Origin of the sequence: Paenibacillus sp. PastM-3 (assembly GCF_029893965.1) — a bacterium.
Taxonomy (GTDB): Bacteria; Bacillota; Bacilli; order Paenibacillales; family Paenibacillaceae; genus Paenibacillus_AQ.
In genome coordinates, this window is sequence record NZ_JARXXP010000030.1 from 1 (window position 1) to 19,777 (window position 19,777).

26 protein-coding genes and 2 pseudogenes are annotated in these 19,777 nt (G+C 51.4%); 5 read left to right on the top strand and 23 right to left on the bottom strand.

Features of this window, described 5'->3' with window-relative positions; translation table 11 throughout:
- The 10 genes from M2108_RS26730 to M2108_RS26775 all read right to left on the bottom strand — a co-directional run.
- Nucleotides 1–525: DUF7666 domain-containing protein (locus M2108_RS26730; RefSeq protein WP_481856952.1), on the bottom strand; the 525-nt coding region annotated here is incomplete at its 3' end.
- Nucleotides 522–668: a hypothetical protein gene (locus M2108_RS26735; protein WP_277472411.1), complete on the bottom strand. Its 147-nt coding sequence runs from the start codon at nucleotides 666–668 to the stop codon at nucleotides 522–524. The genes M2108_RS26730 and M2108_RS26735, both read right to left, overlap by 4 nt.
- A 15-nt stretch (nucleotides 669–683) precedes the next feature.
- Complete coding sequence (locus M2108_RS26740) at nucleotides 684–935, bottom strand: DUF7667 family protein (protein WP_277472412.1); 252 nt, start codon at nucleotides 933–935, stop codon at nucleotides 684–686.
- The gene (locus M2108_RS26745) at nucleotides 935–1,189 is read right to left on the bottom strand and encodes an AbrB/MazE/SpoVT family DNA-binding domain-containing protein (RefSeq protein WP_277472413.1); all 255 of its coding nucleotides are present in this window, start codon (nucleotides 1,187–1,189) and stop codon (nucleotides 935–937) included. The genes M2108_RS26740 and M2108_RS26745 overlap by 1 nt, the downstream gene beginning before the upstream one ends.
- A gap of 44 nt (nucleotides 1,190–1,233) precedes the next feature.
- Nucleotides 1,234–1,548 (bottom strand): hypothetical protein, encoded by a 315-nt coding sequence (locus M2108_RS26750; RefSeq protein WP_277472414.1) that lies wholly within the window; start codon nucleotides 1,546–1,548, stop codon nucleotides 1,234–1,236.
- A gap of 34 nt (nucleotides 1,549–1,582) precedes the next feature.
- Complete coding sequence (locus M2108_RS26755; RefSeq protein WP_277472415.1) at nucleotides 1,583–1,753, bottom strand: hypothetical protein; 171 nt, start codon at nucleotides 1,751–1,753, stop codon at nucleotides 1,583–1,585.
- Nucleotides 1,728–1,919 (bottom strand): hypothetical protein, encoded by a 192-nt coding sequence (locus M2108_RS26760; protein WP_277472416.1) that lies wholly within the window; start codon nucleotides 1,917–1,919, stop codon nucleotides 1,728–1,730. Before M2108_RS26760 ends, M2108_RS26755 begins: the two co-directional genes overlap by 26 nt.
- Nucleotides 1,909–2,736, bottom strand: a complete 828-nt coding sequence (locus tag M2108_RS26765) for a BRO-N domain-containing protein (protein WP_277472417.1) — start codon at nucleotides 2,734–2,736, stop codon at nucleotides 1,909–1,911. Before M2108_RS26765 ends, M2108_RS26760 begins: the two co-directional genes overlap by 11 nt.
- The gene (locus M2108_RS26770) at nucleotides 2,733–3,038 is read right to left on the bottom strand and encodes a helix-turn-helix domain-containing protein (RefSeq protein ID WP_277472419.1); all 306 of its coding nucleotides are present in this window, start codon (nucleotides 3,036–3,038) and stop codon (nucleotides 2,733–2,735) included. The genes M2108_RS26765 and M2108_RS26770 overlap by 4 nt, the downstream gene beginning before the upstream one ends.
- Nucleotides 3,039–3,047: 9 nt before the next feature.
- A complete protein-coding gene (locus M2108_RS26775) occupies nucleotides 3,048–3,260 on the bottom strand; it encodes a helix-turn-helix transcriptional regulator (protein WP_277472420.1) in 213 nt (70 codons plus the stop codon).
- 192 nt (nucleotides 3,261–3,452) lie between these two features.
- Between M2108_RS26775 and M2108_RS26780 the strand changes: the two are divergent.
- From M2108_RS26780 to M2108_RS26795, 4 genes and pseudogenes are all read left to right on the top strand, one after another.
- A pseudogene (locus M2108_RS26780) lies at nucleotides 3,453–3,626 on the top strand (helix-turn-helix domain-containing protein); the annotation flags it as partial.
- A 303-nt stretch (nucleotides 3,627–3,929) separates the two neighbouring features.
- Nucleotides 3,930–4,046: pseudogene (locus M2108_RS26785) on the top strand (helix-turn-helix domain-containing protein); the annotation flags it as partial.
- A gap of 7 nt (nucleotides 4,047–4,053) precedes the next feature.
- Complete coding sequence (locus tag M2108_RS26790; protein ID WP_277472421.1) at nucleotides 4,054–4,512, top strand: ImmA/IrrE family metallo-endopeptidase; 459 nt, start codon at nucleotides 4,054–4,056, stop codon at nucleotides 4,510–4,512.
- A 77-nt stretch (nucleotides 4,513–4,589) separates the two neighbouring features.
- Nucleotides 4,590–5,816 carry a tyrosine-type recombinase/integrase gene (locus M2108_RS26795; RefSeq protein ID WP_277472422.1) on the top strand — a complete coding sequence of 409 codons (1,227 nt, stop codon included), beginning with the start codon at nucleotides 4,590–4,592 and terminating at the stop codon, nucleotides 5,814–5,816.
- On the opposite strand, the gene rlmD is transcribed toward M2108_RS26795, so the two are convergent.
- From rlmD to M2108_RS26815, 4 genes are all read right to left on the bottom strand, one after another.
- Complete coding sequence (rlmD, locus tag M2108_RS26800; protein ID WP_277472423.1) at nucleotides 5,801–7,432, bottom strand: 23S rRNA (uracil(1939)-C(5))-methyltransferase RlmD; 1,632 nt, start codon at nucleotides 7,430–7,432, stop codon at nucleotides 5,801–5,803. The genes M2108_RS26795 and rlmD overlap by 16 nt on opposite strands.
- Before the next feature lie 200 nt (nucleotides 7,433–7,632).
- The gene (locus M2108_RS26805; RefSeq protein ID WP_277472424.1) at nucleotides 7,633–8,526 is read right to left on the bottom strand and encodes a diacylglycerol kinase; all 894 of its coding nucleotides are present in this window, start codon (nucleotides 8,524–8,526) and stop codon (nucleotides 7,633–7,635) included.
- 186 nt (nucleotides 8,527–8,712) lie between these two features.
- Nucleotides 8,713–9,483, bottom strand: coding sequence for a sirohydrochlorin chelatase (locus tag M2108_RS26810; RefSeq protein ID WP_277472481.1), 771 nt, complete (start codon nucleotides 9,481–9,483; stop codon nucleotides 8,713–8,715).
- 1 nt (nucleotide 9,484) lies between these two features.
- Nucleotides 9,485–9,775, bottom strand: a complete 291-nt coding sequence (locus M2108_RS26815) for a YerC/YecD family TrpR-related protein (protein ID WP_039869680.1) — start codon at nucleotides 9,773–9,775, stop codon at nucleotides 9,485–9,487.
- Nucleotides 9,776–10,214: 439 nt separating this feature from the next.
- Here M2108_RS26815 and M2108_RS26820 point away from each other — a divergent pair, with 439 nt between their 5' ends.
- A complete protein-coding gene (locus tag M2108_RS26820) occupies nucleotides 10,215–10,763 on the top strand; it encodes a tyrosine protein kinase (RefSeq protein ID WP_277472425.1) in 549 nt (182 codons plus the stop codon).
- A 99-nt stretch (nucleotides 10,764–10,862) separates the two neighbouring features.
- On the opposite strand, the gene corA is transcribed toward M2108_RS26820, so the two are convergent.
- The 9 genes from corA to M2108_RS26865 form a co-directional block, all read right to left on the bottom strand.
- Entirely contained in the window at nucleotides 10,863–11,822 is a 960-nt protein-coding gene (corA, locus tag M2108_RS26825) for a magnesium/cobalt transporter CorA (protein ID WP_277472426.1), read from the bottom strand.
- Between the two features lie 437 nt (nucleotides 11,823–12,259).
- Complete coding sequence (locus M2108_RS26830) at nucleotides 12,260–13,162, bottom strand: response regulator (RefSeq protein ID WP_090716823.1); 903 nt, start codon at nucleotides 13,160–13,162, stop codon at nucleotides 12,260–12,262.
- A 3-nt stretch (nucleotides 13,163–13,165) separates the two neighbouring features.
- On the bottom strand, nucleotides 13,166–14,455 hold the full coding sequence (locus M2108_RS26835) for a sensor histidine kinase (protein ID WP_277472427.1): 1,290 nt from the start codon (nucleotides 14,453–14,455) through the stop codon (nucleotides 13,166–13,168).
- A gap of 85 nt (nucleotides 14,456–14,540) precedes the next feature.
- Nucleotides 14,541–15,191, bottom strand: coding sequence for an amino acid ABC transporter permease (locus M2108_RS26840; protein ID WP_277472428.1), 651 nt, complete (start codon nucleotides 15,189–15,191; stop codon nucleotides 14,541–14,543).
- A 26-nt stretch (nucleotides 15,192–15,217) separates the two neighbouring features.
- Nucleotides 15,218–15,871, bottom strand: a complete 654-nt coding sequence (locus tag M2108_RS26845; RefSeq protein ID WP_277472483.1) for an amino acid ABC transporter permease — start codon at nucleotides 15,869–15,871, stop codon at nucleotides 15,218–15,220.
- 150 nt (nucleotides 15,872–16,021) lie between these two features.
- On the bottom strand, nucleotides 16,022–16,876 hold the full coding sequence (locus tag M2108_RS26850; protein ID WP_277472429.1) for a glutamate ABC transporter substrate-binding protein: 855 nt from the start codon (nucleotides 16,874–16,876) through the stop codon (nucleotides 16,022–16,024).
- Between the two features lie 30 nt (nucleotides 16,877–16,906).
- Nucleotides 16,907–17,635 (bottom strand): amino acid ABC transporter ATP-binding protein, encoded by a 729-nt coding sequence (locus tag M2108_RS26855; RefSeq protein WP_277472430.1) that lies wholly within the window; start codon nucleotides 17,633–17,635, stop codon nucleotides 16,907–16,909.
- Nucleotides 17,636–17,995: 360 nt separating this feature from the next.
- Nucleotides 17,996–18,985, bottom strand: a complete 990-nt coding sequence (locus M2108_RS26860; protein ID WP_277472431.1) for an inorganic phosphate transporter — start codon at nucleotides 18,983–18,985, stop codon at nucleotides 17,996–17,998.
- Between the two features lie 13 nt (nucleotides 18,986–18,998).
- Nucleotides 18,999–19,616 carry a DUF47 domain-containing protein gene (locus M2108_RS26865; protein ID WP_277472432.1) on the bottom strand — a complete coding sequence of 206 codons (618 nt, stop codon included), beginning with the start codon at nucleotides 19,614–19,616 and terminating at the stop codon, nucleotides 18,999–19,001.
- Nucleotides 19,617–19,777 lie beyond the last annotated feature (161 nt).

The following is a 19,777-nucleotide window of genomic DNA, read 5'->3' on the forward strand; positions in this document are numbered from 1 at the left end:
GTTCCCGTCGCCACTGTTCCGGTTGCCACTGTTCCCGTCGCCACTGTTCCGGTTGCCACTGTTCCCGTCGCCACTGTTCCCGTCGCCACTGTTCCCGTAGCCACTGTTCCCGTCGCCACTGTTCCGGTTGCCACTGTTCCCGTCGCCACTGTTCCGGTTGCCACTGTTCCCGTCGCCACTGTTCCCGTCGCCACTGTTCCGGTTGCCACTGTTCGCCCGGCCTGTATTTCCTTTCCCGGTGTTCACCATGTCCAACACTTCACCCCAGGTCAGTTCCCGGATGATGGCAAGTTTGTTGGTAACGGATTTATCATCGCCGTTCTCGATGTCGCCCAGCGCTTCCACTTCAGCGACCTTGTTTTCAGGGTTGAACGGGTAGTATTCAAAGCAGTCCAGCAATTTACCGCAGAAGTGCAGCCCTTCCTCGCAAAGGCCGATTTCTCCTTCATGCGTGAATGTCTGGCCAACAGCATACTGGAAACCACGGCAGGTCCAGTCCTTGTTAAAAACTTTATATCCCTTCAAAATGATTCCTCCTCGGATAATATGGATGAAATGCAATGAGTGCAGACGCTACGTTCGTTCCACTGCCGGATCTGCTTCGTGGCCTTAGGCAGGCCGCAGACTTCGCACCGGCAGATTTGAGCCAGCTTTATAACTTTGGGCATAATAGCAGCCCCCTTCTAAATCATTTGAGCCTCCAGCTCTTCAATTTGGGCACACAAATCCATCTGCCAATCCATGTCACCCATTTCGTAAGCATGAAGGGCAAGCTCTTTCAGACCATCCAGTGTGTAAACCAGATTGTAATTTTCGCGGAGCAATTTCAGGATCAGCTGCAATTCAACTTTCCCAATGAACAGGTTTCCGTTCTGGTCCATGTTCATCTCGACCACTTCAGCGAGTTTCCGGTGAACCTTATGGATGGCCAGCATTAGGCATTCCCCTGCAGTCGGATCGCTGCAGTGATGCAGCTGGTGCAGATCAGTTTGCCAGAGAGTTGTTTCAGATCAGTAACGCTGCCGCACAGGGTGCAGCCCGGAGCATACTTCCGGAGAACAATCTTGTCACCATCGACAAAGATTTCAATTGGTTCTCCTTCACCGATCTGCATGGTACGGCGCAGCTCCATAGGGATAACAACACGGCCCAGTTCATCGACCTTCCGAACAATTCCAGTAGCTTTCATATTGATTCTCCTTCTGGCCAGTGGTATACTGGCCTCAACTATTATTAATTGATCGGGCGATTTTGCGGGGTAGGATCCGCGAAGTCGCTTTTTTCTTCTTCACTTCCAGCCGTCGCTTTCATCATTTGAAGCAAGACCATGCCTGGATTCTTACTAGCGTTAACAGCCGACTGTTTAATCTCCACACACATTTGATCCACGAGAGCTTCGTGACATTTCGGATCCATCGTAACGAACAGGTATCCACCTAATCCTGAACAAATGGAGGTAATAAATTCTGCAGCATCATCTTCAGTTTCTAAAGCATTCGTAGCCTTAGAAATTAAGGCAGCTACTTCATTACACATGTTCATCTTCACATCTTCACCTCCTCTCAAGGCAGCAACAGCAACACTATTTCCCTGCCTCCATTTCAGCAATTTCCCTGTCCAGCCACCAGATAGCAGCATCCGGATAAGCAACGATCAGCCTGCCGTTTTTAATTCTCCAGCGATACAGCATCAGGCTCAGCTTGTGAGCTAGGGCATCAAACACCGGATCAGACGATTTTGAAGTGGCTAACATGGCCAGCCTCCTCACGTTGAATCTGGGTCAGCGTCTCCTGCACGGTGTGCTTTGCCCGGCCTAAGCCAGGGACGTGCTTGATCTCGCGCTGCTGCAGCATACCTTTGATGGCGCGCTCCAGATGTACCTGTGCTGCGGCCAACTCGGCCTGAACGTTAATTTGCATTAGTGAGCTCCTTTCGCAACCCGACAGCTTCAAGCAAGAAAGGAAATTTGTCGGGGTAATAATGCGGCGCTGTTTCCCGAGGACTATTCGGACTGATGATGTTTTTGCCGTAAGCCAGTCCTGCATCCGTTAAGGATTTAAAGGTTTTTATACCACCTTTGCTGGACGGCCGCTCCTTCTCTTCCAGAATGCCGCAGTTTAGAAGCAGGACATTAAATGCTTTTGTCTGGATGCCTACTGCGTGCTTCTTCAAAAGCTCGGTAGCCGATTCGGTAATAGGTTCATCCACGGCATAACCTGGCAGAGGAACGGATAGACCGTGCTGATGGTTGAAGTCGCCTAACAGTTTCAGGCGGCCGCTCTCCGGTAGCCGTAGCACATTGGCCGTGACTTCCACCATGTAAGCCTCTTTCTTAAAGTGAAGCAGTTGCGATTCACTACCCGGGAGTGTGTACTGCCCAGTCTTCTGCACCGACGGAAGCATGTCTTCATATATCCAATCCTGAAATGGTATTGCTTTCGGCTGATCAGATTGACCAAGCACACGGTTTAATGAAAGATTGGAAATGAATTTTTCGCCAGTGTTGTGAATCTTTCTAACATTCCGATTCAGAAGGTTAGAATCTGATACAAGATAGATGTGTTCTTCCTTGCAGAACTTGAGCACGTTCGCCGTTGCTTTCTCGCCCTGATACTCCAGGACAGCGGCCACATCCTTTGCGCTGATAATGAAATCTCCCTTGAATGGAATGTTCACATCTTCAGGCAGTAACGTAAGTACGGAGTGTTTGCCTTCAAACTGCATTGCCAACTTCATTCGTTTGCTCCTCTCTTGATGTAATTCCGTTCCTCTTCTTCTCGCTTCCACTGATCAAGGCTGGCGGAGCTGAACAGGTACCGGGGATTCTTGCTTCCCTCCGCACCAACCGTGCGATGGGGAATCCGCTTCGTTTTACAGAGATTACGGAGCGTGTAGTCACTCATAGCCAGGTACTCGCAAGCTTCAGGGATGGTTAGCGTCCGGTTATCGGTGAGCGCCAAGCTCTCTCGGATCCGCTTCTCCGCTTCTGCAACATGCACGGCTACGATGTCGGCGATTGCCTTTTCTAGCGCAGTCATATTTACACCTCACTTTCTGCTGCAGGGCCTAACCAGGGCATCTACTGTACACCCAAGAGCATTAGAAATCTTTATAAGTGTGTCCGCTGATGGTCCCGATTCCTTCTGAGCTAGGTTATAGATAACGGTCATTGATACTCCGCTTTCTTTACTCAATCGGTAACGAGTCCACCCTTTTAATTTGAGCAATTCATCCACATTTTTCTTAAGTGTTTCCCCCATTTGTTATCACCTCCTGAACAAATACTACCGCATACGGTAGTAAAAATCCATGACTAAAAACTACCGAATAAGGTAGTAAACCAGCATTTACCTCATGTTTTCTCTTTAATTCTTGACCTAGTACCGTATTTCGTAATAATATAACCTTATAAGGTAATAAATTAGATAAAAAAAGATGGAGGAAACTAAAAAGTGGAAATTGCAAACAAAATTATCGAATTGATGAAAGAGAAGGGTCTTTCTCGTTATAAGTTGGCAAAGTTAACAGGTGTGCCGTACACAACACTAATTAAAATTCTTGATGGAACCACCCGTAATCCCCAGATTCAATCACTTGATGCTATTGCCGCATACTTTGGAGTGACCGTAGATTATTTGCAAGGAAAGTCAATAGTTTCTCTTATTGAAAGACGGCTGACCGAACTGAATATGAGTGTGGAAGATTTAGAAAAGGAAATGGAATTCCCACAAGGTATGATTGAAAGTTTAGACAATCTCCCCCCGGCACCATGGGATTATGAAAAAGGAGAGATAATCGATCGCCTTTCTAAGATATTGAAAATTGATTCCAGAACTTTAGCATCTGCGTACGCTCGTCAAGAGCCCCCTGTCTATGACGGACCGAGTATCTCAGTGGAAAAAGCCTTTGGAGATAACCATTCTAAGGAACCAGAAACCATCGCCGCTCACCATGATGGAGAGGAGTGGACAGAGGAAGAACTGGAAGAGATCGAACGATTCAAACAATTTGTCAAAATGAAGAGAGGGCCTCGCGCCGGGGAGTGATGCTGCCTTGACTTATGAAAGTCTGCTTAGAGATACAGAAGTAAGGGGTATTGATGTATACGAAGTAACCCTGCGCGGCAAGCTCAAAGGGCTGTATAAGGATCAGATCATTTGGCTGGACAAGTCCCTGTCCGATGTGGAGAAGCATTGCATTCTTGCAGAGGAAATCGGCCACTACGAGACGACAACGGGAGATATCCTTGATCAATCGGACATCCGAAACCGAAAGCAGGAGTTAAGAGCCCGGCAATGGGCCTATCAAAGAATCATTCCGCTATCTATTATTGTACAAGCCCACGGATCCGGAGCGCGAGGACGCTTCGAGATTGCCGAATTTTTAAATGTCACTGAGGGTTTTCTGCAGTCTTCTGTGGATCGGTACAAAGAGAAATTTGGAATCCTGGCGACGATCGATAATTTTATTATCTATTTTGATCCACTAAGCGTAGTTGAAGTTAACCTATAACCTTCGCTATCTCCAGCTGAAAGGCTGTTAATATACGCACTAAAATAGAACATACGTTCCGAAAGGATGGTAGATGTATGCCATACTATGAAAAACGCGGTGAGGCTTCTTGGCGGCTCGTTGTTGAGTTGGGAGACAAACTGGACGGGTCTCGTGATCGGCGCTATAAAACTGTGCGGGTATCCGACAAGGCACTACTTAAGTCTGTTAAGAAGCTTGAGGCATACCTAAATGAAGAGTTAGTTAAGTTCAAAATCGAGGTCGAAGCAGGGGAATATATCGCGCCGGAGAAAATGAATTTCAATGCCTTTGTGGGAGAATGGAGAGACAAGTATGCTAAAGAACATCTGGAGGAGAAGACACTATACACGTATGAGGTTAATTTGAGAAAGCACATTATCCCTGTCTTTGGCCACCAGCGCCTTGATCAGATAAAGCCCCTGCATATTGTGACCTTTTTGAAGAAGCTTGCTGAACCAGGAAGCCGAAAAGATGGTAAATCGCTTTCGTCAGGCACAATCCAGATTAATCATCGGGTTCTTAAAAACATCTTTAAACGAGCTGTTGAGTGGAAAGTAATCAAAGATAATCCGGCTGCATCTGTGCAAAAGCCAAAAGTCACAAGTAAACAAAATACCCCCTACAATGAGCAGGAGGTAAAACAACTTCTTCAGGCTCTTCAGAAAGAACCTATCCGCTGGCGCGTGATGATCACTCTGGCGATTACTACAGGCTTACGACGTGGAGAGTTGCTTGGATTGGAATGGAAGCATGTTGATCTCAAAACAGGAGTCATAAGCGTAGAACAAAGTGTAGCCTTATCTCCGAAAGGAAATGCTCACGTTAAGGATCCAAAAACGAAAGGGTCCAAACGCAAAGTCTCTCTACCTGCTTCCGTGCTGGAGGAACTGAAGGATTACGCAAAGCATCAGGCCAAGGAACGCGATCGGAACGAAATCATTTGGGAAGGCGGAGACCGAAAATTCCTCTTTTGCCACCTAAACGGTAAAGCCTATCACCAGGAACGTCCGTATCTTTGGTTCCGTCAGTTTCTCAAAAAGAATGGATTCCGTTACATCCGATTCCATGATCTGCGCCACACGTCTGCCACGCTGCTCATTAACCAAGGCGTCCATGCCAAGATCATTTCGGAACGGTTAGGTCACGGTAATATTTCAACCACAATGAATGTGTATGGCCACGCCCTGCAAAGCGCAGACCAGGCTGCGGCAGACAAATTCGATTCTCTTTTCCGCCCCCAGTCTGCCCCCAATGCCGAATCAGGCACTCAAAAACCCTTATAAACCAAGGAACAAACAGCCTCCACATGCACCGTATGCGGGAACATATCCACCGGTGTAACCTCCACCGTCTTGTACCCGCCGTCCTCCAGCACCCGCAGATCCCGAGCAAGTGTCGACGGATTACACGACACATACACTACGCGTTCCGGCTGCATTTGCAGGATCGTATCCAGCAGTCGCGGATCGCAGCCCTTGCGCGGCGGATCGACGACGATTACGTCCGGTGTGACGCCCTGTTCTTTCCAGTTCGGAATGACGTCCTCGGACGCCCCTACCTCGAACACTACATTGTTCATATTATTAAGTTTCGCGTTTCCACGCGCATCTTCAATCGCTTCAGGCACAATCTCTACGCCGTATACCTTAGCCGCATGCTGTGCCAGGAACAGGGAGATCGTTCCGATGCCGCAGTAGGCATCGATGACGGTTTCTTTGCCGGTCAGTCCGGCGTATTCTACGGTTTTGCCGTACAGCACCTCGGTCTGTGCCGGATTCACCTGATAGAAGGAACGCGCTGAGATCGCGAACTGTACATCGCCGATGTAATCGTAGATCACGTCTCTGCCCCATAGGACACGGGTTTCGTTACCGAAGATCACGTTCGTGCGCTGGGTATTCACGTTCTGGCAGATGCTGACTACATCCGGCAGCTGCTCGCGGATGCTGCCTAGCCAAGCGTCCAGGTGCGGGATGTCGCGTCCATTGGTTACAAGGACGAGCATCATCTCGCCGGTGCGGAAGGCTTTCTTCACGACGACGTGGCGGAGCAGGCCGCGGCCGGTTTCTTCATTATAGGCGGAGATGCCGAGCTCTCTGCCGATGCCCTTCACCGCAGCTACGACGCTGTCGTTATGCTCGTGCTGGATCAGGCACGTCTCCATATCGACGATCCGGTGGCTGCCGCGGGCATAGAAGCCGCCGACCAGGCCGCCTTCGGTGACGCCGATCGGCACCTGGGCCTTGTTGCGGTAGCGCCAAGGCTCGTCCATGCCCAGCGTTGGGCGGACGATGATGCCGTCAGCCTGCGCCTCCCCGGCACTTGCACTTGCATTTGCACTTGCACTTGCACTCGCCTCTGCACTTCCACTCGCATTCGCACCTACTCCCTCAGCAAGCTCCGCCGCTCCTTCCGGACCGCCGTTCCCGGCTATCACATTTCTGCTCTCAGCTTCCGCGCCTCCGCTCCCGGCATTCGTGCCTCTACCCGGCGCCCCCGCTACCTGCAGCTTCCCGATCCGCTGCAGGTTGTCCACCACCAGCTGGCGTTTCCACGCCAGCTGGGCGGTGTAGTCCATGTGCTGCAGCTGGCAGCCGCCGCACTGGTCGTAGATGTCGCAGGGCGGCGCGATGCGGTCGCTGCTAGGCTGTACGAGCTTCAGCAGCTTGGCATAGCCATATTGCTTCTTGGTCTTAAGGACCTTGGCCTGCACCTTCTCACCGGGCAGGGCGCCCTGCACAAAGAGGGTAAAGCCTTCTACCCGGCCTACCCCTTCGCCTTCATGGGTCATGCCGATGATATCGAGCATAACCTCGTCATTCTTGCTCACTGGCAGATCGGCGGCAGGCGCCGAAGCTTCCCGGCTGCCACCCCGGCGTCCGCTGCGGTGTTTACTCATTGTTATATACTCACTTCTTTCATGATCTTCACTATTAATGATGCTAATAATTAACCCTATATTTATCTATCGGTCTAAGACGTATCATCTACCAGTTCAAACCGTGTTATTCACATTACAAAAGCTCCAGCTGACCCTGCGGGCCACCGCACGAATCAAGTGGAGCTTTATCTTCTCTCGCTCTTTAACAATCTATTGCCCTAGTGATTCTGGGCAAAGATCCGCAGATGCTGCGGCAGAATCTCGAACCTGCCCGGCAGGGTGCCGCCAAGCTCACCATCCAGGTTCAGCTGGACGTAGCCCGGGGAGGTAACCTCCATTGCGTCGGTACGGAAGTACACGACTTTTTTGTCCTGCAGATGCTCCCCGCGGATGGCCAGAGTGACCAGCCGGACGAACTCGGCAAGGTTACACTTCTTGACTGCAATAACGTCGAACAGACCGTCGTCGATCCGGGCATCCGGAGCGAGCTTCTCGAAGCCGCCGACGGAGTTGGTGTTGGCGATCAGGAACAGCATGAACTCGTCATGGATCAGCTCCTGGCCGTTCGCGCGGATGTAGAGCTCCTGCGGCGACAGGCTGGCCATTTTCTCAATACCCTTCAGGTAGTAAGCAAGCTGGCCCATCATCGTCTTCAGTCTGCTTGGAACCTCGTATGTCAGCTCGGTCAGGCGTCCGCCGCCGGCTATATTAATGAAATAACGGTCATTGGCTTTGCCGAGGTCAATCAGGCGCGACTCCTGGCGCAGAATCAGATCGCAGGAATCCTCCCAGTTCTTCGGAATGCCCATCGCCCGGGCAAAATCATTGGTCGTACCCAGCGGCATTACACCGAGCGGAGGCCGGTTAGGCTTCTCTGCCATCCCGTTGATGACCTCGTTTAAGGTGCCGTCGCCGCCAGCCGCTATGATCAGATCATAGGTGCCGCGTTCAACGGCCTCAGCCGCTGCCGCCGTAGCATCGCCTTCCCCGGTTGTGGCATGGCAGGAGGCTTCAATGCCGCCAATATCCAGCCGCTCCAAAATGTCGGCGAGTCGTCTTTTCATTTCTTCCCGTCCAGAAGTGGGATTATAAATCAATCTCGCAGTTTTCATTACCGGAACGCCACCTGTGTATTAGAAATAGATAACCTTACTGATTATACCCAATTCCGCACCCTACAAGCAATGTTCGAGGCGAAGCAGCCAAACTTTTTTGCTATACCAATCATCCTTCATCAGCAGGCCATCTAAATATATCTATGCGGCAGCACCCGGTTTCATTCCAAAAAAAGTGTTACTTTACTGCCCGCGCACCTGCTCCAGCATCACACGCACCTGCTGTTCAATCCAGTGCGGCAGCAGCGGATGCGGCAGCAGCGTCCGGCCGTTATAGGCATACGCAAGTCCTTGAAGCTGCCCGGGAAGAACTACCTTGGTAAAATACCCCTCACTCAAAAAGAGCGGAGCCACCAGCACATCGTAGCCCTGCCCTATCCAGTATTCCGCCCGCTCCCGCACCGTCCCGACGCTCAGCAGGCCGTAATCTGCCGCTGCTACACCGCTGACAGCGCGCACCCGCTCGGCCAGGGAGGAGATGCCCGCTTCCCAGCGCTGGCGGAAGCCGTCATGCTTGCTGCCGTGGCCGACGAGCAGGATCATCTCCCGCTCCGGGTTGGCCGACAGCCCGCGAAGCTTGTCCCAGAGCATAACGGCAATGTCCGGGTCGTCGTCGACCGGATAGCCGAAGTGGATGTTCGCCTGCACGGCGAACGGTTCAAGATCGGTCTCGCGCTCCGGCGCAGGCTTTGCGCCCAGTGCATATGCTATTTCATCTATATGCGTACTGCCCGATGAAACAAACAAGGGGACCACAACAATGTCTGTGACCCCTGCATGTTCAAGCTCATTTATTCCGTCCTGAATCAGGCGGCCTTCCACCAGCTCGAGAAAAGACACCGCCACCGGCAGCGCCTCTCCAAGCGATAACTGGTTCACTGCTTCATCGACAATCTTAACCCAGGCTGTATCCCGGGAGCCGTGACTGATGATTAGAACGCCCGGCTTCATAATGTTAGCGCCCCAGACGTTCCAGCGTCATTTTGTAGCCGTCGTTGCCGTAATTGAGGCAGCGCTTCACCCGGGAGATGGTGGCTGTGCTCGCTCCGGTCTCGGCTTCGATCTGATTGTATGTAGAACCCTTGCCCAGCATACGCGCAACCTCAAGACGCTGTGACAGGGACTGAATCTCATTCACGGTGCACAGATCGTCGAAGAAGACATAACATTCTTCCATATTTTTAAGTGTCAAAATGGCTTCGAATAATTGGTCAATACTTTTATCGTTTAGCTTCTTAAGCTGCATCGTAAATCATCCCCTAAAAAGTTTGGTCAGCATCATCTTCACGGATTAAGCATTATCCAAAACTGGCTTTAAAGCATTAAAGCTGTAAATTCAACAAGACTATCTTGCCTCTACTATATTGCACTGGGGCAGTTTTTTCAAGCATTAACGATTTCACGCTGTAAAGAACGAAAATGATGGACATTCGTCCACCCCAGACGCACATCTTATATTCAATTTGGATTATACTTTATCTGCATCTGATAGGATTTACCGCCTTAACTATAGTACTACATAACCTCTGAAAATCAAGCATGGACACGGTTTCTTCACTTCCGCCCCATCCCTCTGGGCATCCGCCCTTTTCCGCTCTTATCCCGGTTATCCGGGCGTTTGACTATACCCTATGTTCGCCCATGACATACAGTATAGCAAACCAATAACGAAGGAATGTGATGTTATGCCTCATCATTACTATAATCATTCCCGCCGGGACGGGCGCTCATTAGCCGGTTCATATGCTCCGTCAGGCTATCCCGGCATCGGTTCCTACGTCCAGCAGCCTCCCCCGATTGAAGGCGGAATGCTGCCCGCACTCGGGACAGAGGCTGCGAATACGGCACTTGCCGTGCCTGTTGCCGCCGCTGAAGCAGCTCCCAAAGCCGGCGGACTGCTGGGCAATCTCGGAAATCTCGGCAACCTGGCCAACATGGAGCAGATCAAGGGGATTATTGACCGGATGGGCGGAATCGACGGCATTGTGAGCTCTATGGGTAAGGTCCAGAAGGTGGTCGAAGGCTTACAGCAGATGGCACCCATGGTGAAGCTGGTAATGGGCACTTTTGGTAAAAAGAAAGGCTCAGGCTCATTGGCAGCCGAAGAGGATGCCGCCATGTATCAGCCCAAACGCAAAAAAAGACGCCAGACCAAGCAGCGCCGCAAAGCTCCGTCCAAATCCAAAAACCGCCGGAAGTCCTCTCCATCCTCTGCTAAACGCCGCCGCTCCTAGCGGTGGCGTTTAGCTTTTTTTACCATGTGTACAGACCGGGGTCCCCGCAAAGTACCTGAGTCAGCTTTCATGTAAAAACCCCGCTTTGGGGGATAGCCGCTACTTAAACCACCCGCTCCGCCGGAACCAGAGGAACATGCTTCCCCCAAGCGCCAGCATAACCAGCAGAATGACCGGATACCCGTAGGTCCAGTCAAGCTCCGGCATGACCCGGAAGTTCATCCCGTAGATGCCGGCGATCAGCGTCAGCGGCATGAAAACAGTGGTGATAACGGTCAGCGTCTTCATAATCGAATTCATCCGGTTGGAGTTGAGCGAGATATAGCTGTCCCGCAGATCGGCGGTCATTTCACGGTCCACCTCGATCATGTCGGTCAGCTTCAGCAGATGGTCATGGATATCGCCGAAGTAGATCCGCTCCTCCCCGTTGCTCTGCACATGCTGGGAGTTGACGATCCGGTACATCAGGTCGCGCATCGGCACAATGGTCCGCCGCAGCTTCAGCAGCCGTCCGCGCACCCGGAAGACCTGGCTCATCAGCTCCTCCACGGATTCTTTTTCACCCATGCCCTCCAGATCTGCCAGCTCGTCCTCCAGATTGTACAGGCTCGGAAAATAACGGTCGACCAGTTTGTCCATCACCGTATAGGCCGCTGCCACCGGGCCGCCCGACCAGCCTTTGCGGCTGTGGATTTCCGCCTGCACCAGCTCCCAGGCCTCGTCCATTTCCGGCTTATGCTGGTGGTGGTAGGAGACGAGAAAGCTTGGACTCAGGAACAGGTCTACCTCCTCCGCCTCCAGAGTCTGCTCATTGAGTGCATGCAGCACAAAAAACTGCACGTCCTCATAATAATCCAGCTTCGGCCGCTGCAGGGTGTGCATGCAGTCCTCAATGGCCAGGGGATGAAAGTGAAAATAGCTGTCCAGCAGCCTTGTCTCTTCCGTTGTCGGTGCGTCGAAATCCGCCCAAATCCAGGCATAATCAGCCATCACAATGCCTTCAAGCGGCAAGCCGGTCAGCACCTCCCCCTGATGGGTTACCGCCAGTGTACGTATCATGAATGAGACCTCCGTTTACTCCTGCTTCCAAGTGCTGCAGCGCTCTAATGCTACTATTGTACAGCATGAGGCAGCCTCCGCCCAAATTACAGATTGGACCAGACTTCTTCGCATAAAAAACAACCCTCAGCCCGCTGTTCAGCGGTTCCGAGGGGGGATTGGAATAGCCTGTTGCATTGAAGGATGGCCGTGACACACATATGCTTCGGAGAAGAGTTAATTGTAAGGCGAGCGGTTCCATCCCCTTGTCGTATGCTTATGCAAGGCATCCTCAGCAGCTAGTTGGATTTTCGCCACTTCATTTCAGTATTCCCCGGCCATTACGTCAGTTAGGTGGAAAAACGCTATCTAATTCCGGCTGTTTACCGCGCTGGAGGCCATTTCGGCGAAATGAAGTGACGTTTTTCCAATTAAATAGCACACATATCATCCGTCTCTCAACGCCCCAAGCCCTCCAGCAGCTCCAGGTGCAGCACCTGCAGGAACTTCTTGATGTTGACCTTCACCTTGCCGGAATCCCGGCCCAGCTCGATCTCCTTCATCTTCAGCCGGACCTCCTCGAAGTCGAAATAGAGCGGCGCATAGTGCTCGAACTTCGGATTGCCGTAATCAGTCAGGCCGATTGAAGCCAGGTTGGCCAGCCCCGCGGACAGGGCGCGGCGCAGCCGCTGCTCAATCGCCTTCACTTCCTTGGCAGCCTCTGCGGGTGAGGATTTATAAGTGGCTGCGGCCATCTCGTACAGCTCTTTGAGCGGGGGAAGTGTGCGGTTATCCTCTCTGGCCGCCACCAGCTCCATCATCAGGATGATATCACGGCTGCCGCCCTCGGAGATCATGCCCATATTCATCAGAATCGGCTGGACAATCTCCTTCACGGTCCGTTTGTTTACCGCCGTCTGCGCCATTCCGAACTGCAGTCCCTCCAGCTTGCCAAGGCTTGACTTGATCTCATCCAGATAGCGGTTGATCGCATAGCGCTCATTCACCTTATGCAGCACCGATTCGACCTCGATTTTGTTGATCGGCTTACGGATGAAGAACTCTATGCCGCTGCGGTAGGCACGGCCGACCAAATCACCGTTCTCGATCTGCGAGATCATCACGAACTTGGAGCGGCAGCCCTGGGCCTGCAGGGAATCGATTGTCTCAATGCCGTCCTGATCCGGCATAAGCAGATCCATCAGCACGATGTCGGGACGCTCCTCCAGAATCAGGCGTACGCCGTCCTGGCCGCCTTCGGCTGTGCCAACCACTTCTCCAAGCCCGCTGTCTTCGATAATATGCTGCAGCATTCTTCTGGCCGTTGCATCGTCATCCACAATACAAAAAGATAATGGCATCCCCTACTCCTCCTTCCGCAGCCCGCTTGCCGGCAATTTAATCTGGAACCTGGCCCCTCCGAGCTCCGAGACTGGCTCAACGGTGATCTGCCCGGCGAATAAATCGACAATATCCTGCACATGTGACAGCCCGATTCCCGTAGCCGCCACGCCTTCCTGATCGAACTTGGTCGTAAAGCCCGGCTCAAACAGCAGCTCACGGTCACGCTCCTTAATACCGCCGCCGCTGTCAGTCACGGTAAAGACGGTATAATCCCCTTCTTCATGCACATCCAGATTGATGCTGCCTTTCCCTTTTATCACTTCAACCGCATTAGCTGTAAGATTACCAAGCAGAGTCAACAGGGGAGTATAGCTGGCGGTAGTATAGTCAGAGGTCATATTCAGCGAGAACTGAATCTGTTTGCCCAGCATTTCTGCGTATTTGGCATTGCTCTTCATAGTAAACCTCATGATGACAGACAGCGGGAGATCACCGGTCACCTCACGGTCCACCAGCTTCACCAGCCCTGCCAGAATGCGCTGTGAATCCTTCTTCACTTCATGGATCTGCTGCGTAATATCGAGCACCTGGCGGCTGTAAGGCTGCATCGCTTCCTCGGCTTTAAGGCTGCGGTACAGATCGTAGCTGCTTAACGTGACACGCTCCAGGGTACCAATTGATTTTTCGAGATAAAAGACCTCACCATACAGCCCTGAGCTGAAGCTAAGCATCTGCTCCATCCGCCGGTTCTGCTCGCGCTGCTTAACCCGCAGCTGGCTGACGGAGATACTGCTGTATACCCCGGTTGTAAAATAGGTGCGGATGACGGCAATCGCCATCAGAAACGTCCATTCATTCAGCCGGAAGGAGGCCGAGTCCAGCACAATCAGCCGGGTGAGCAGCTCCATTTCGTTCGACAGAAGATCAATTACGGCTGCTGCCCCGCCCAATACGAGCGGATGGAACGTATCGATCCGGCTTTTGATCAGATTCATCAGCAAAGCAAATACAATATAATAAACCATGGCCGAGAAATGGATAGTCAGGCTCTCAATAGCCGAAGCTCCGCTGCCTCCAATAGCATCCATCCCGGTGCGGAACAACAGGACCACTATTCCCGTTACAATCCCTGTCGTAATATAAGGCAGATGCCTCATTAAAAGCAAAAACAGCAGAAACGCGCTGCTGCCTAATGCAATCCGGAAAACATCGCCGTCAAACGGATTAATTTTGAATTCTCCGGCTATCGCTGTACCAAAAGCTGCCATGAATATCTGTACAGCTCTGTTTTTGAGTATAGATTGTCCCATCAACACTACTCCTGCTTATGATGTTGTCAACTATACTACCATAACCTTGATTTCTTTTATATACCTGACATGCTTTTTCCGGAAATTATGCTGTTTTATGCTCCAGCCGCTTGGAAATCAGCGACAGCAGATAATTGACAACGAAATACATCAGGGCCACCATGATCAGAATCGGAATGGTATAGCTCTCCTTCTGGCCCATAACAATCTTCGCATTATGCATCAGCTCCGGCAGCGCGACGATCGTCGCCAGCGACGTATCCTTGAGCAGCGAGATGAACTGGCTGACCAGCGGCGGCACCATATGCCGCAGCCCCTGCGGAAGCACGATATGCCACAGGGTCTGGAAGCTGCTGAGACCGGACGAGCGAGCGGCTTCAATCTGGCCTTTATCAACTGCGTTCAATCCCCCGCGCACAATCTCGGCAATCATCGCAGCTTCGAACACCGTCAGGGCGGCAATCGCGGCAGAGATCAGCCCCATCTTGATTCCGACCTCCGGCAGCGCGAAGCGCACGAAGAATATGATCAGCAGCAGCGGCAGGTTACGGATCAGCTCCACCAGAAAGAACATGACCGGTGAGAGCACCGGAACCTCCGCGTAGCGGATTACACCGACAACTACGCCGATGACAAAGCTCAGAATAATCGACACAAACGCCACAATCAGCGTGATATACAGGCCGTCCATCAAAAAGCCTAAATTAGCGGGCGAAAATGCACCGGCAAAATCCATACTATCCCTCCTCAGGTGCTTTCGTTCTAGTACTTACGCTGCAATCTGCGCTCCCATACCCGTACGCCATAGCTTAGCGGCACAGTGAGCACCAGATAGAATACCGCTACAAAAATATAAGTATCGAACGTGCGGTACGTCTCCGTGGAAATGCTGTCCGCGAAGTACATCAGGTCGAATCCGGCGACAATCGTTAATACGGATGAGTTTTTAATCAGGTTAATGAACTGGTTGCCCAGCGGCGGTATTACAAGCTTGATGGCCTGCGGCAAAATCACATTCGTCATTGTCTGGATATAGCTCAGGCCGGACGAACGCGCCGCCTCCATCTGGCCCTTGGGGACAGCCATAATACCGGCACGGATGGCTTCGGCAATGAATGCCGAGGTATATACCGCGAGTCCGATTGTCCCTGCCGTGAACCCGTCGAGCGTAAAGCCGATTGCCGATGGCCCGTAATAGAACACGTACACTACGAGCAGAAGCGGAATATTGCGTACAAATTCAACATAACCCGTTCCGAACCAGCGCAGCCCCTTGACCGTCGTGATGCGGAAGACGGCGATAATGGCACCGAGCACAAAGCTGCCGATCAGCGCCAGCACACTGGACAGCACAGTTCCCCAGAAGCCCTCCAGATACAGGCTGAAATAATCCGTTAATATCGAAAAATCCATCACTCTCACCTACCCTTGCCTGCAAAATAATAGTTAGTGCTTATCCGTTCCGTACCTGATGCCTCTCCCTGTTTACAAGAAGAAACGGCAGAGCCGTCCTTGTTCAGGCCGGGTACCGTTTCGCAGATTCCTATAGGCAGGACGCTGTCAGACTTATTTCGCCGGAGCTTTACCGATCCACTTCGTATAAATGGCATCGTATTCGCCGTTAGCCTTCAGTTCAGCCAGTGTATCATTAATGGCCTGAACAACATCGGTGTTTCCTTTTTGTACGGCTATGCCGTACGGCTCATCGGTGAACGGCTCGCCTACAACCTCGTAGCCGTCATCCTGAGCTGCCATTCCGTAGAGGATCGCATCATCCGTAGTCAGCGCATCCCCCTGGCCGGCTTTCAGGGCTGCGAATGCATCCTGGTAGTTATCGAATTCCAGCACGGTTACGCCCGGAACCTTTTCTTTGATATTCTTGATCGAAGTGGCGCCCTTGGAGCCGAGAATCTTCGTATCCTTCGTTACACTTTCAAGTCCGGTGATCGGGCTGCCCTTTTTAACCAGGAGGGACTGGCCGGCCTGGAAGTATACGTCGGAGAAGTCTACTTCCTTCTTGCGCTCTTCTGTGATGGTCATTGTAGCAACAACCATGTCAATCTCGCCGTTGTTCAGCATCGGAATGCGCGTCTTGGATGTTACTTCCTTCAGCTCAATCGCATTTTCGTCACCCAGGATGTGCCTCGCAATCGCCTTGGAAATATCGATATCGAAGCCTTCCACATTGCCGGAAGCAGGGTCTTTAAGCCCGAACAGCCGGGTATCGTACTTCACACCGACCAGCAGCTTGCCGCGTTCCTTGATTTTGGCGATTGCTGCAGAATCTGTGGATTCCCCGGCAGCATTGCCGCCCGACGCAGCGGAATTTCCGGCGTTGTTGTTATTGCCGCAGCCGGCAATGACGAATAGTGCAGCAACCAGCAGCAGGCTTACCCATTTGATGCTCTTGATCTTGATCATTTCTCTTCCTCCCGTAATCTGTATATTTGGTTAATGGCTTAACACACGGCTGAGAAACGTACGTGTCCGTTCTTCCTTGGGACTGGCGAAGAATTCTGCGGGTGCCGCCTCCTCCACAATTTGCCCCTGATCCATAAAGATCACCCGGTCAGCAACCTCTTTGGCAAAGCCCATTTCATGTGTCACGACCACCATCGTCATTCCCTCGCGGGCCAGCGCACGCATAACATCCAGCACTTCTCCGACCATTTCCGGATCAAGCGCCGAGGTCGGTTCATCGAACAGCATAATCTTCGGCTTCATCGCCAGCCCCCGGGCAATAGCGACGCGCTGCTGCTGTCCGCCGGACAGCTGGGACGGATATGATTGTGCCTTATCAGCAATCCCGACCTTCTCCAGATAATACATGGCGGTTTTCTCCGCTTCAGCCTTGGATTGGCCAAGTACCTTTATGGGTGCCAGGGTAATGTTGTCGATGACCTTTTTGTGCGGATACAGATTGAAATGCTGGAACACCATTCCGATCTCCTTGCGCAGCTTGTTGATATCCGTCTTGCGCTCATTTACCGTTATTCCGTCAACAGTCAGTCCGCCGCTGGTTATCGTCTCCAGCCGGTTGATGCAGCGCAGCATCGTGCTTTTACCGGACCCCGAAGGGCCGACTACAACGACTACTTCCCCCTCACTAACATGCAGGTCAATATTCTTCAGCACATGGAAATGCCCGTAATGCTTCTCTACCTGATGAAAATCAATCAACGACAGTCCTCCTTTACAAGCTTCTAAAGTTACAAGATTCTGCAAGCTGCTATTTGTCAGCTATGGTAACACTTAAAACACACCTTACTGTGAAGACTACCGAATCCTACATTATCCTACGATTTACTGTAAAATTTCATGTCATTTTCTTTTCTGAAAGTGAGATATTTCATTTTCTTTTTGCCCCAATTAATGTTTTTTATCGAAACGGTGTGACTTTTTGTGACCTTTTCTCTTGTAAAGCAAAAAAGACACCCCGCGGTGTCTTCTTCCTCACTTCCCATTTACAAAAATCTGTACAACAAAAAAAGATGTCAGCAGCCGTTCGTGGCCTCCATGACATCTTAAGTACCGTTCTTTTTAGAAGAAAAGCTTGCAGATCAATCCGGCCAGCACTGCACTGATCGGAATGGTAATAAACCAGGTAACGATGATCCGTCCGGCAACTCCCCATTTAACGGCAGAGAAACGTTTGGCCGAACCTACGCCGAGAATCGCCGAGGTAATGGCATGCGTCGAGCTGACCGGCAGGTGCAGTAAGGTAGCGGTAAAAATAACGGATGCGGCAGACATGTCCGCTGCGAAGCCGTTGATCGGCTCGATCTTGAAAATCTTCGTACCCATCGTCTTGATGATCTTCCAGCCGCCGATCGAGGTACCAAGGGCCATGGACGTTGCAGCTGCAATCTTAACCCACAGCGGAACCTCCATCGTATCCAGGCGTCCCGAAGTCACGAGCGCGAAGGTAATAATCCCCATCGCTTTCTGGGCATCATTCGTACCGTGTGTAAAGGACTGCAGTGCAGCCGTTATGACCTGCATCGAGCGGAAGCCTTTGTTGACGGTATGCGGACTGCGCTTGGCAAATACCCATTTAAGAATCGTCATTACAATATAACCGATCACAAAAGCGATCAGTGGGGAGAAAATAAGCCCCTCTACAATCTCAATAAAGCCTTCCCACTTAATGTGGTCGGAGCCTGCTCCGACATACACCGCGCCGGCCAAAGCGCCGATCAGGGCATGTGAGGAGGAGGATGGAATCCCGAACCACCAGGTGACCAGGTTCCAGATAATGGCCGCTATCAGAGTCGCAGCTACTATATTGATCCCGTTATCCAGCAGGGTTGGATCGGTAATGCTTCCGCCGATTTTTTTGGCTACCCCTGTGAACATCAGCGCCCCGACAAAGTTCATGACTGCTGCAAGGATGATAGCGGTACGCGGTTTGAGCGCGCGGGTCGAGACGGAGGTGGCGATTGCGTTCGCTGTATCATGGAAGCCGTTGATGAAATCAAAGGCCAGTGCAAGAAAGATAACAAAACCCAGCATGAATAATGATGTTTCCATATCCTAGAGCCCCTTATGAGTTGCGCATGATGATCGATTCCAGCATGTTGGCTACGTCCTCGCATTTATCCGTGGTCGTCTCCAGCCGTTCGTAGAGCTCTTTGCGCTTGATCAGCTCAATAGGGTCCTTGACTGTTTCAAAAAGATGTTTGGTGCAGATCCGCAGCACTTCATCACCCTGGTTCTCCAGGTCGTTCAGGCGGATTGTATATTCGCGGATCGCCAGCAGCTTCTTCTGGGAAAGTAAATGAACCGCTTTTTGAATCTCATAGGCAGACTGGCGGAGAATCTCGGCAAATTGCACGATATATTCATCAGCATCCAGCAGGTTGTACATATAGAAACGTGAAGCAGAGGCCTCAAGACCGTCCATGACATCATCCATGCTGGTGATCAAATCCATAATGTCATCGCGTTCGAGCGGAGTGATGAACGTCTTGTTCAGCTCCTTGATGACAGTGTGCGTGTAAGTATCGCACTGGGATTCGTATTTCTTCATCACCGCAGCGAAAGTATCGATATTTCCCCGGAGACTGCTGATGTTCTGAGCGAAGTAATCAGCTGACTGAACGATTGTATCCGCCATATTTTCCAATGTCTCAAAGAAAATATCCTTCTTTTTCAACTTCATTCCTTTAAACCCCTTTACATAAAATTGCCGTGAGAGTCCGGAATGCCATCCAAAATGTAAGCAGCATGAAAATGAATGACAACCCTTGTTATCTTATCATATCCGAACTGGGGATAGAAGAAAAAAAAGCGAACTTTTTTACGCTATATTAACATTTTCCT

What these genes read in the sequence shown, in the direction of transcription:
- M2108_RS26850 (WP_277472429.1), bottom strand. Translation starts at nt 16,876, where the DNA reads ATGATCAAGATCAAGAGCATCAAATGGGTAAGCCTGCTGCTGGTTGCT.
- M2108_RS26840 (WP_277472428.1), bottom strand. Translation starts at nt 15,191, where the DNA reads ATGGATTTTGCCGGTGCATTTTCGCCCGCTAATTTAGGCTTTTTGATG.
- M2108_RS26830 (WP_090716823.1), bottom strand. Translation starts at nt 13,162, where the DNA reads ATGCCATTATCTTTTTGTATTGTGGATGACGATGCAACGGCCAGAAGA.
- M2108_RS26815 (WP_039869680.1), bottom strand. Translation starts at nt 9,775, where the DNA reads ATGCAGCTTAAGAAGCTAAACGATAAAAGTATTGACCAATTATTCGAA.
- M2108_RS26820 (WP_277472425.1), top strand. Translation starts at nt 10,215, where the DNA reads ATGCCTCATCATTACTATAATCATTCCCGCCGGGACGGGCGCTCATTA.
- M2108_RS26745 (WP_277472413.1), bottom strand. Translation starts at nt 1,189, where the DNA reads ATGAAAGCTACTGGAATTGTTCGGAAGGTCGATGAACTGGGCCGTGTT.
- M2108_RS26795 (WP_277472422.1), top strand. Translation starts at nt 4,590, where the DNA reads ATGCCATACTATGAAAAACGCGGTGAGGCTTCTTGGCGGCTCGTTGTT.
- M2108_RS26865 (WP_277472432.1), bottom strand. Translation starts at nt 19,616, where the DNA reads ATGAAGTTGAAAAAGAAGGATATTTTCTTTGAGACATTGGAAAATATG.
- M2108_RS26740 (WP_277472412.1), bottom strand. Translation starts at nt 935, where the DNA reads ATGCTGGCCATCCATAAGGTTCACCGGAAACTCGCTGAAGTGGTCGAG.
- M2108_RS26760 (WP_277472416.1), bottom strand. Translation starts at nt 1,919, where the DNA reads ATGCAAATTAACGTTCAGGCCGAGTTGGCCGCAGCACAGGTACATCTG.
- corA (WP_277472426.1), bottom strand. Translation starts at nt 11,822, where the DNA reads ATGATACGTACACTGGCGGTAACCCATCAGGGGGAGGTGCTGACCGGC.
- M2108_RS26775 (WP_277472420.1), bottom strand. Translation starts at nt 3,260, where the DNA reads ATGGGGGAAACACTTAAGAAAAATGTGGATGAATTGCTCAAATTAAAA.
- rlmD (WP_277472423.1), bottom strand. Translation starts at nt 7,432, where the DNA reads ATGAGTAAACACCGCAGCGGACGCCGGGGTGGCAGCCGGGAAGCTTCG.
- M2108_RS26755 (WP_277472415.1), bottom strand. Translation starts at nt 1,753, where the DNA reads ATGTTAGCCACTTCAAAATCGTCTGATCCGGTGTTTGATGCCCTAGCT.
- M2108_RS26860 (WP_277472431.1), bottom strand. Translation starts at nt 18,985, where the DNA reads ATGGAAACATCATTATTCATGCTGGGTTTTGTTATCTTTCTTGCACTG.
- M2108_RS26835 (WP_277472427.1), bottom strand. Translation starts at nt 14,455, where the DNA reads ATGGGACAATCTATACTCAAAAACAGAGCTGTACAGATATTCATGGCA.
- M2108_RS26765 (WP_277472417.1), bottom strand. Translation starts at nt 2,736, where the DNA reads ATGAAGTTGGCAATGCAGTTTGAAGGCAAACACTCCGTACTTACGTTA.
- M2108_RS26770 (WP_277472419.1), bottom strand. Translation starts at nt 3,038, where the DNA reads ATGACTGCGCTAGAAAAGGCAATCGCCGACATCGTAGCCGTGCATGTT.
- M2108_RS26805 (WP_277472424.1), bottom strand. Translation starts at nt 8,526, where the DNA reads ATGAAAACTGCGAGATTGATTTATAATCCCACTTCTGGACGGGAAGAA.
- M2108_RS26735 (WP_277472411.1), bottom strand. Translation starts at nt 668, where the DNA reads ATGCCCAAAGTTATAAAGCTGGCTCAAATCTGCCGGTGCGAAGTCTGC.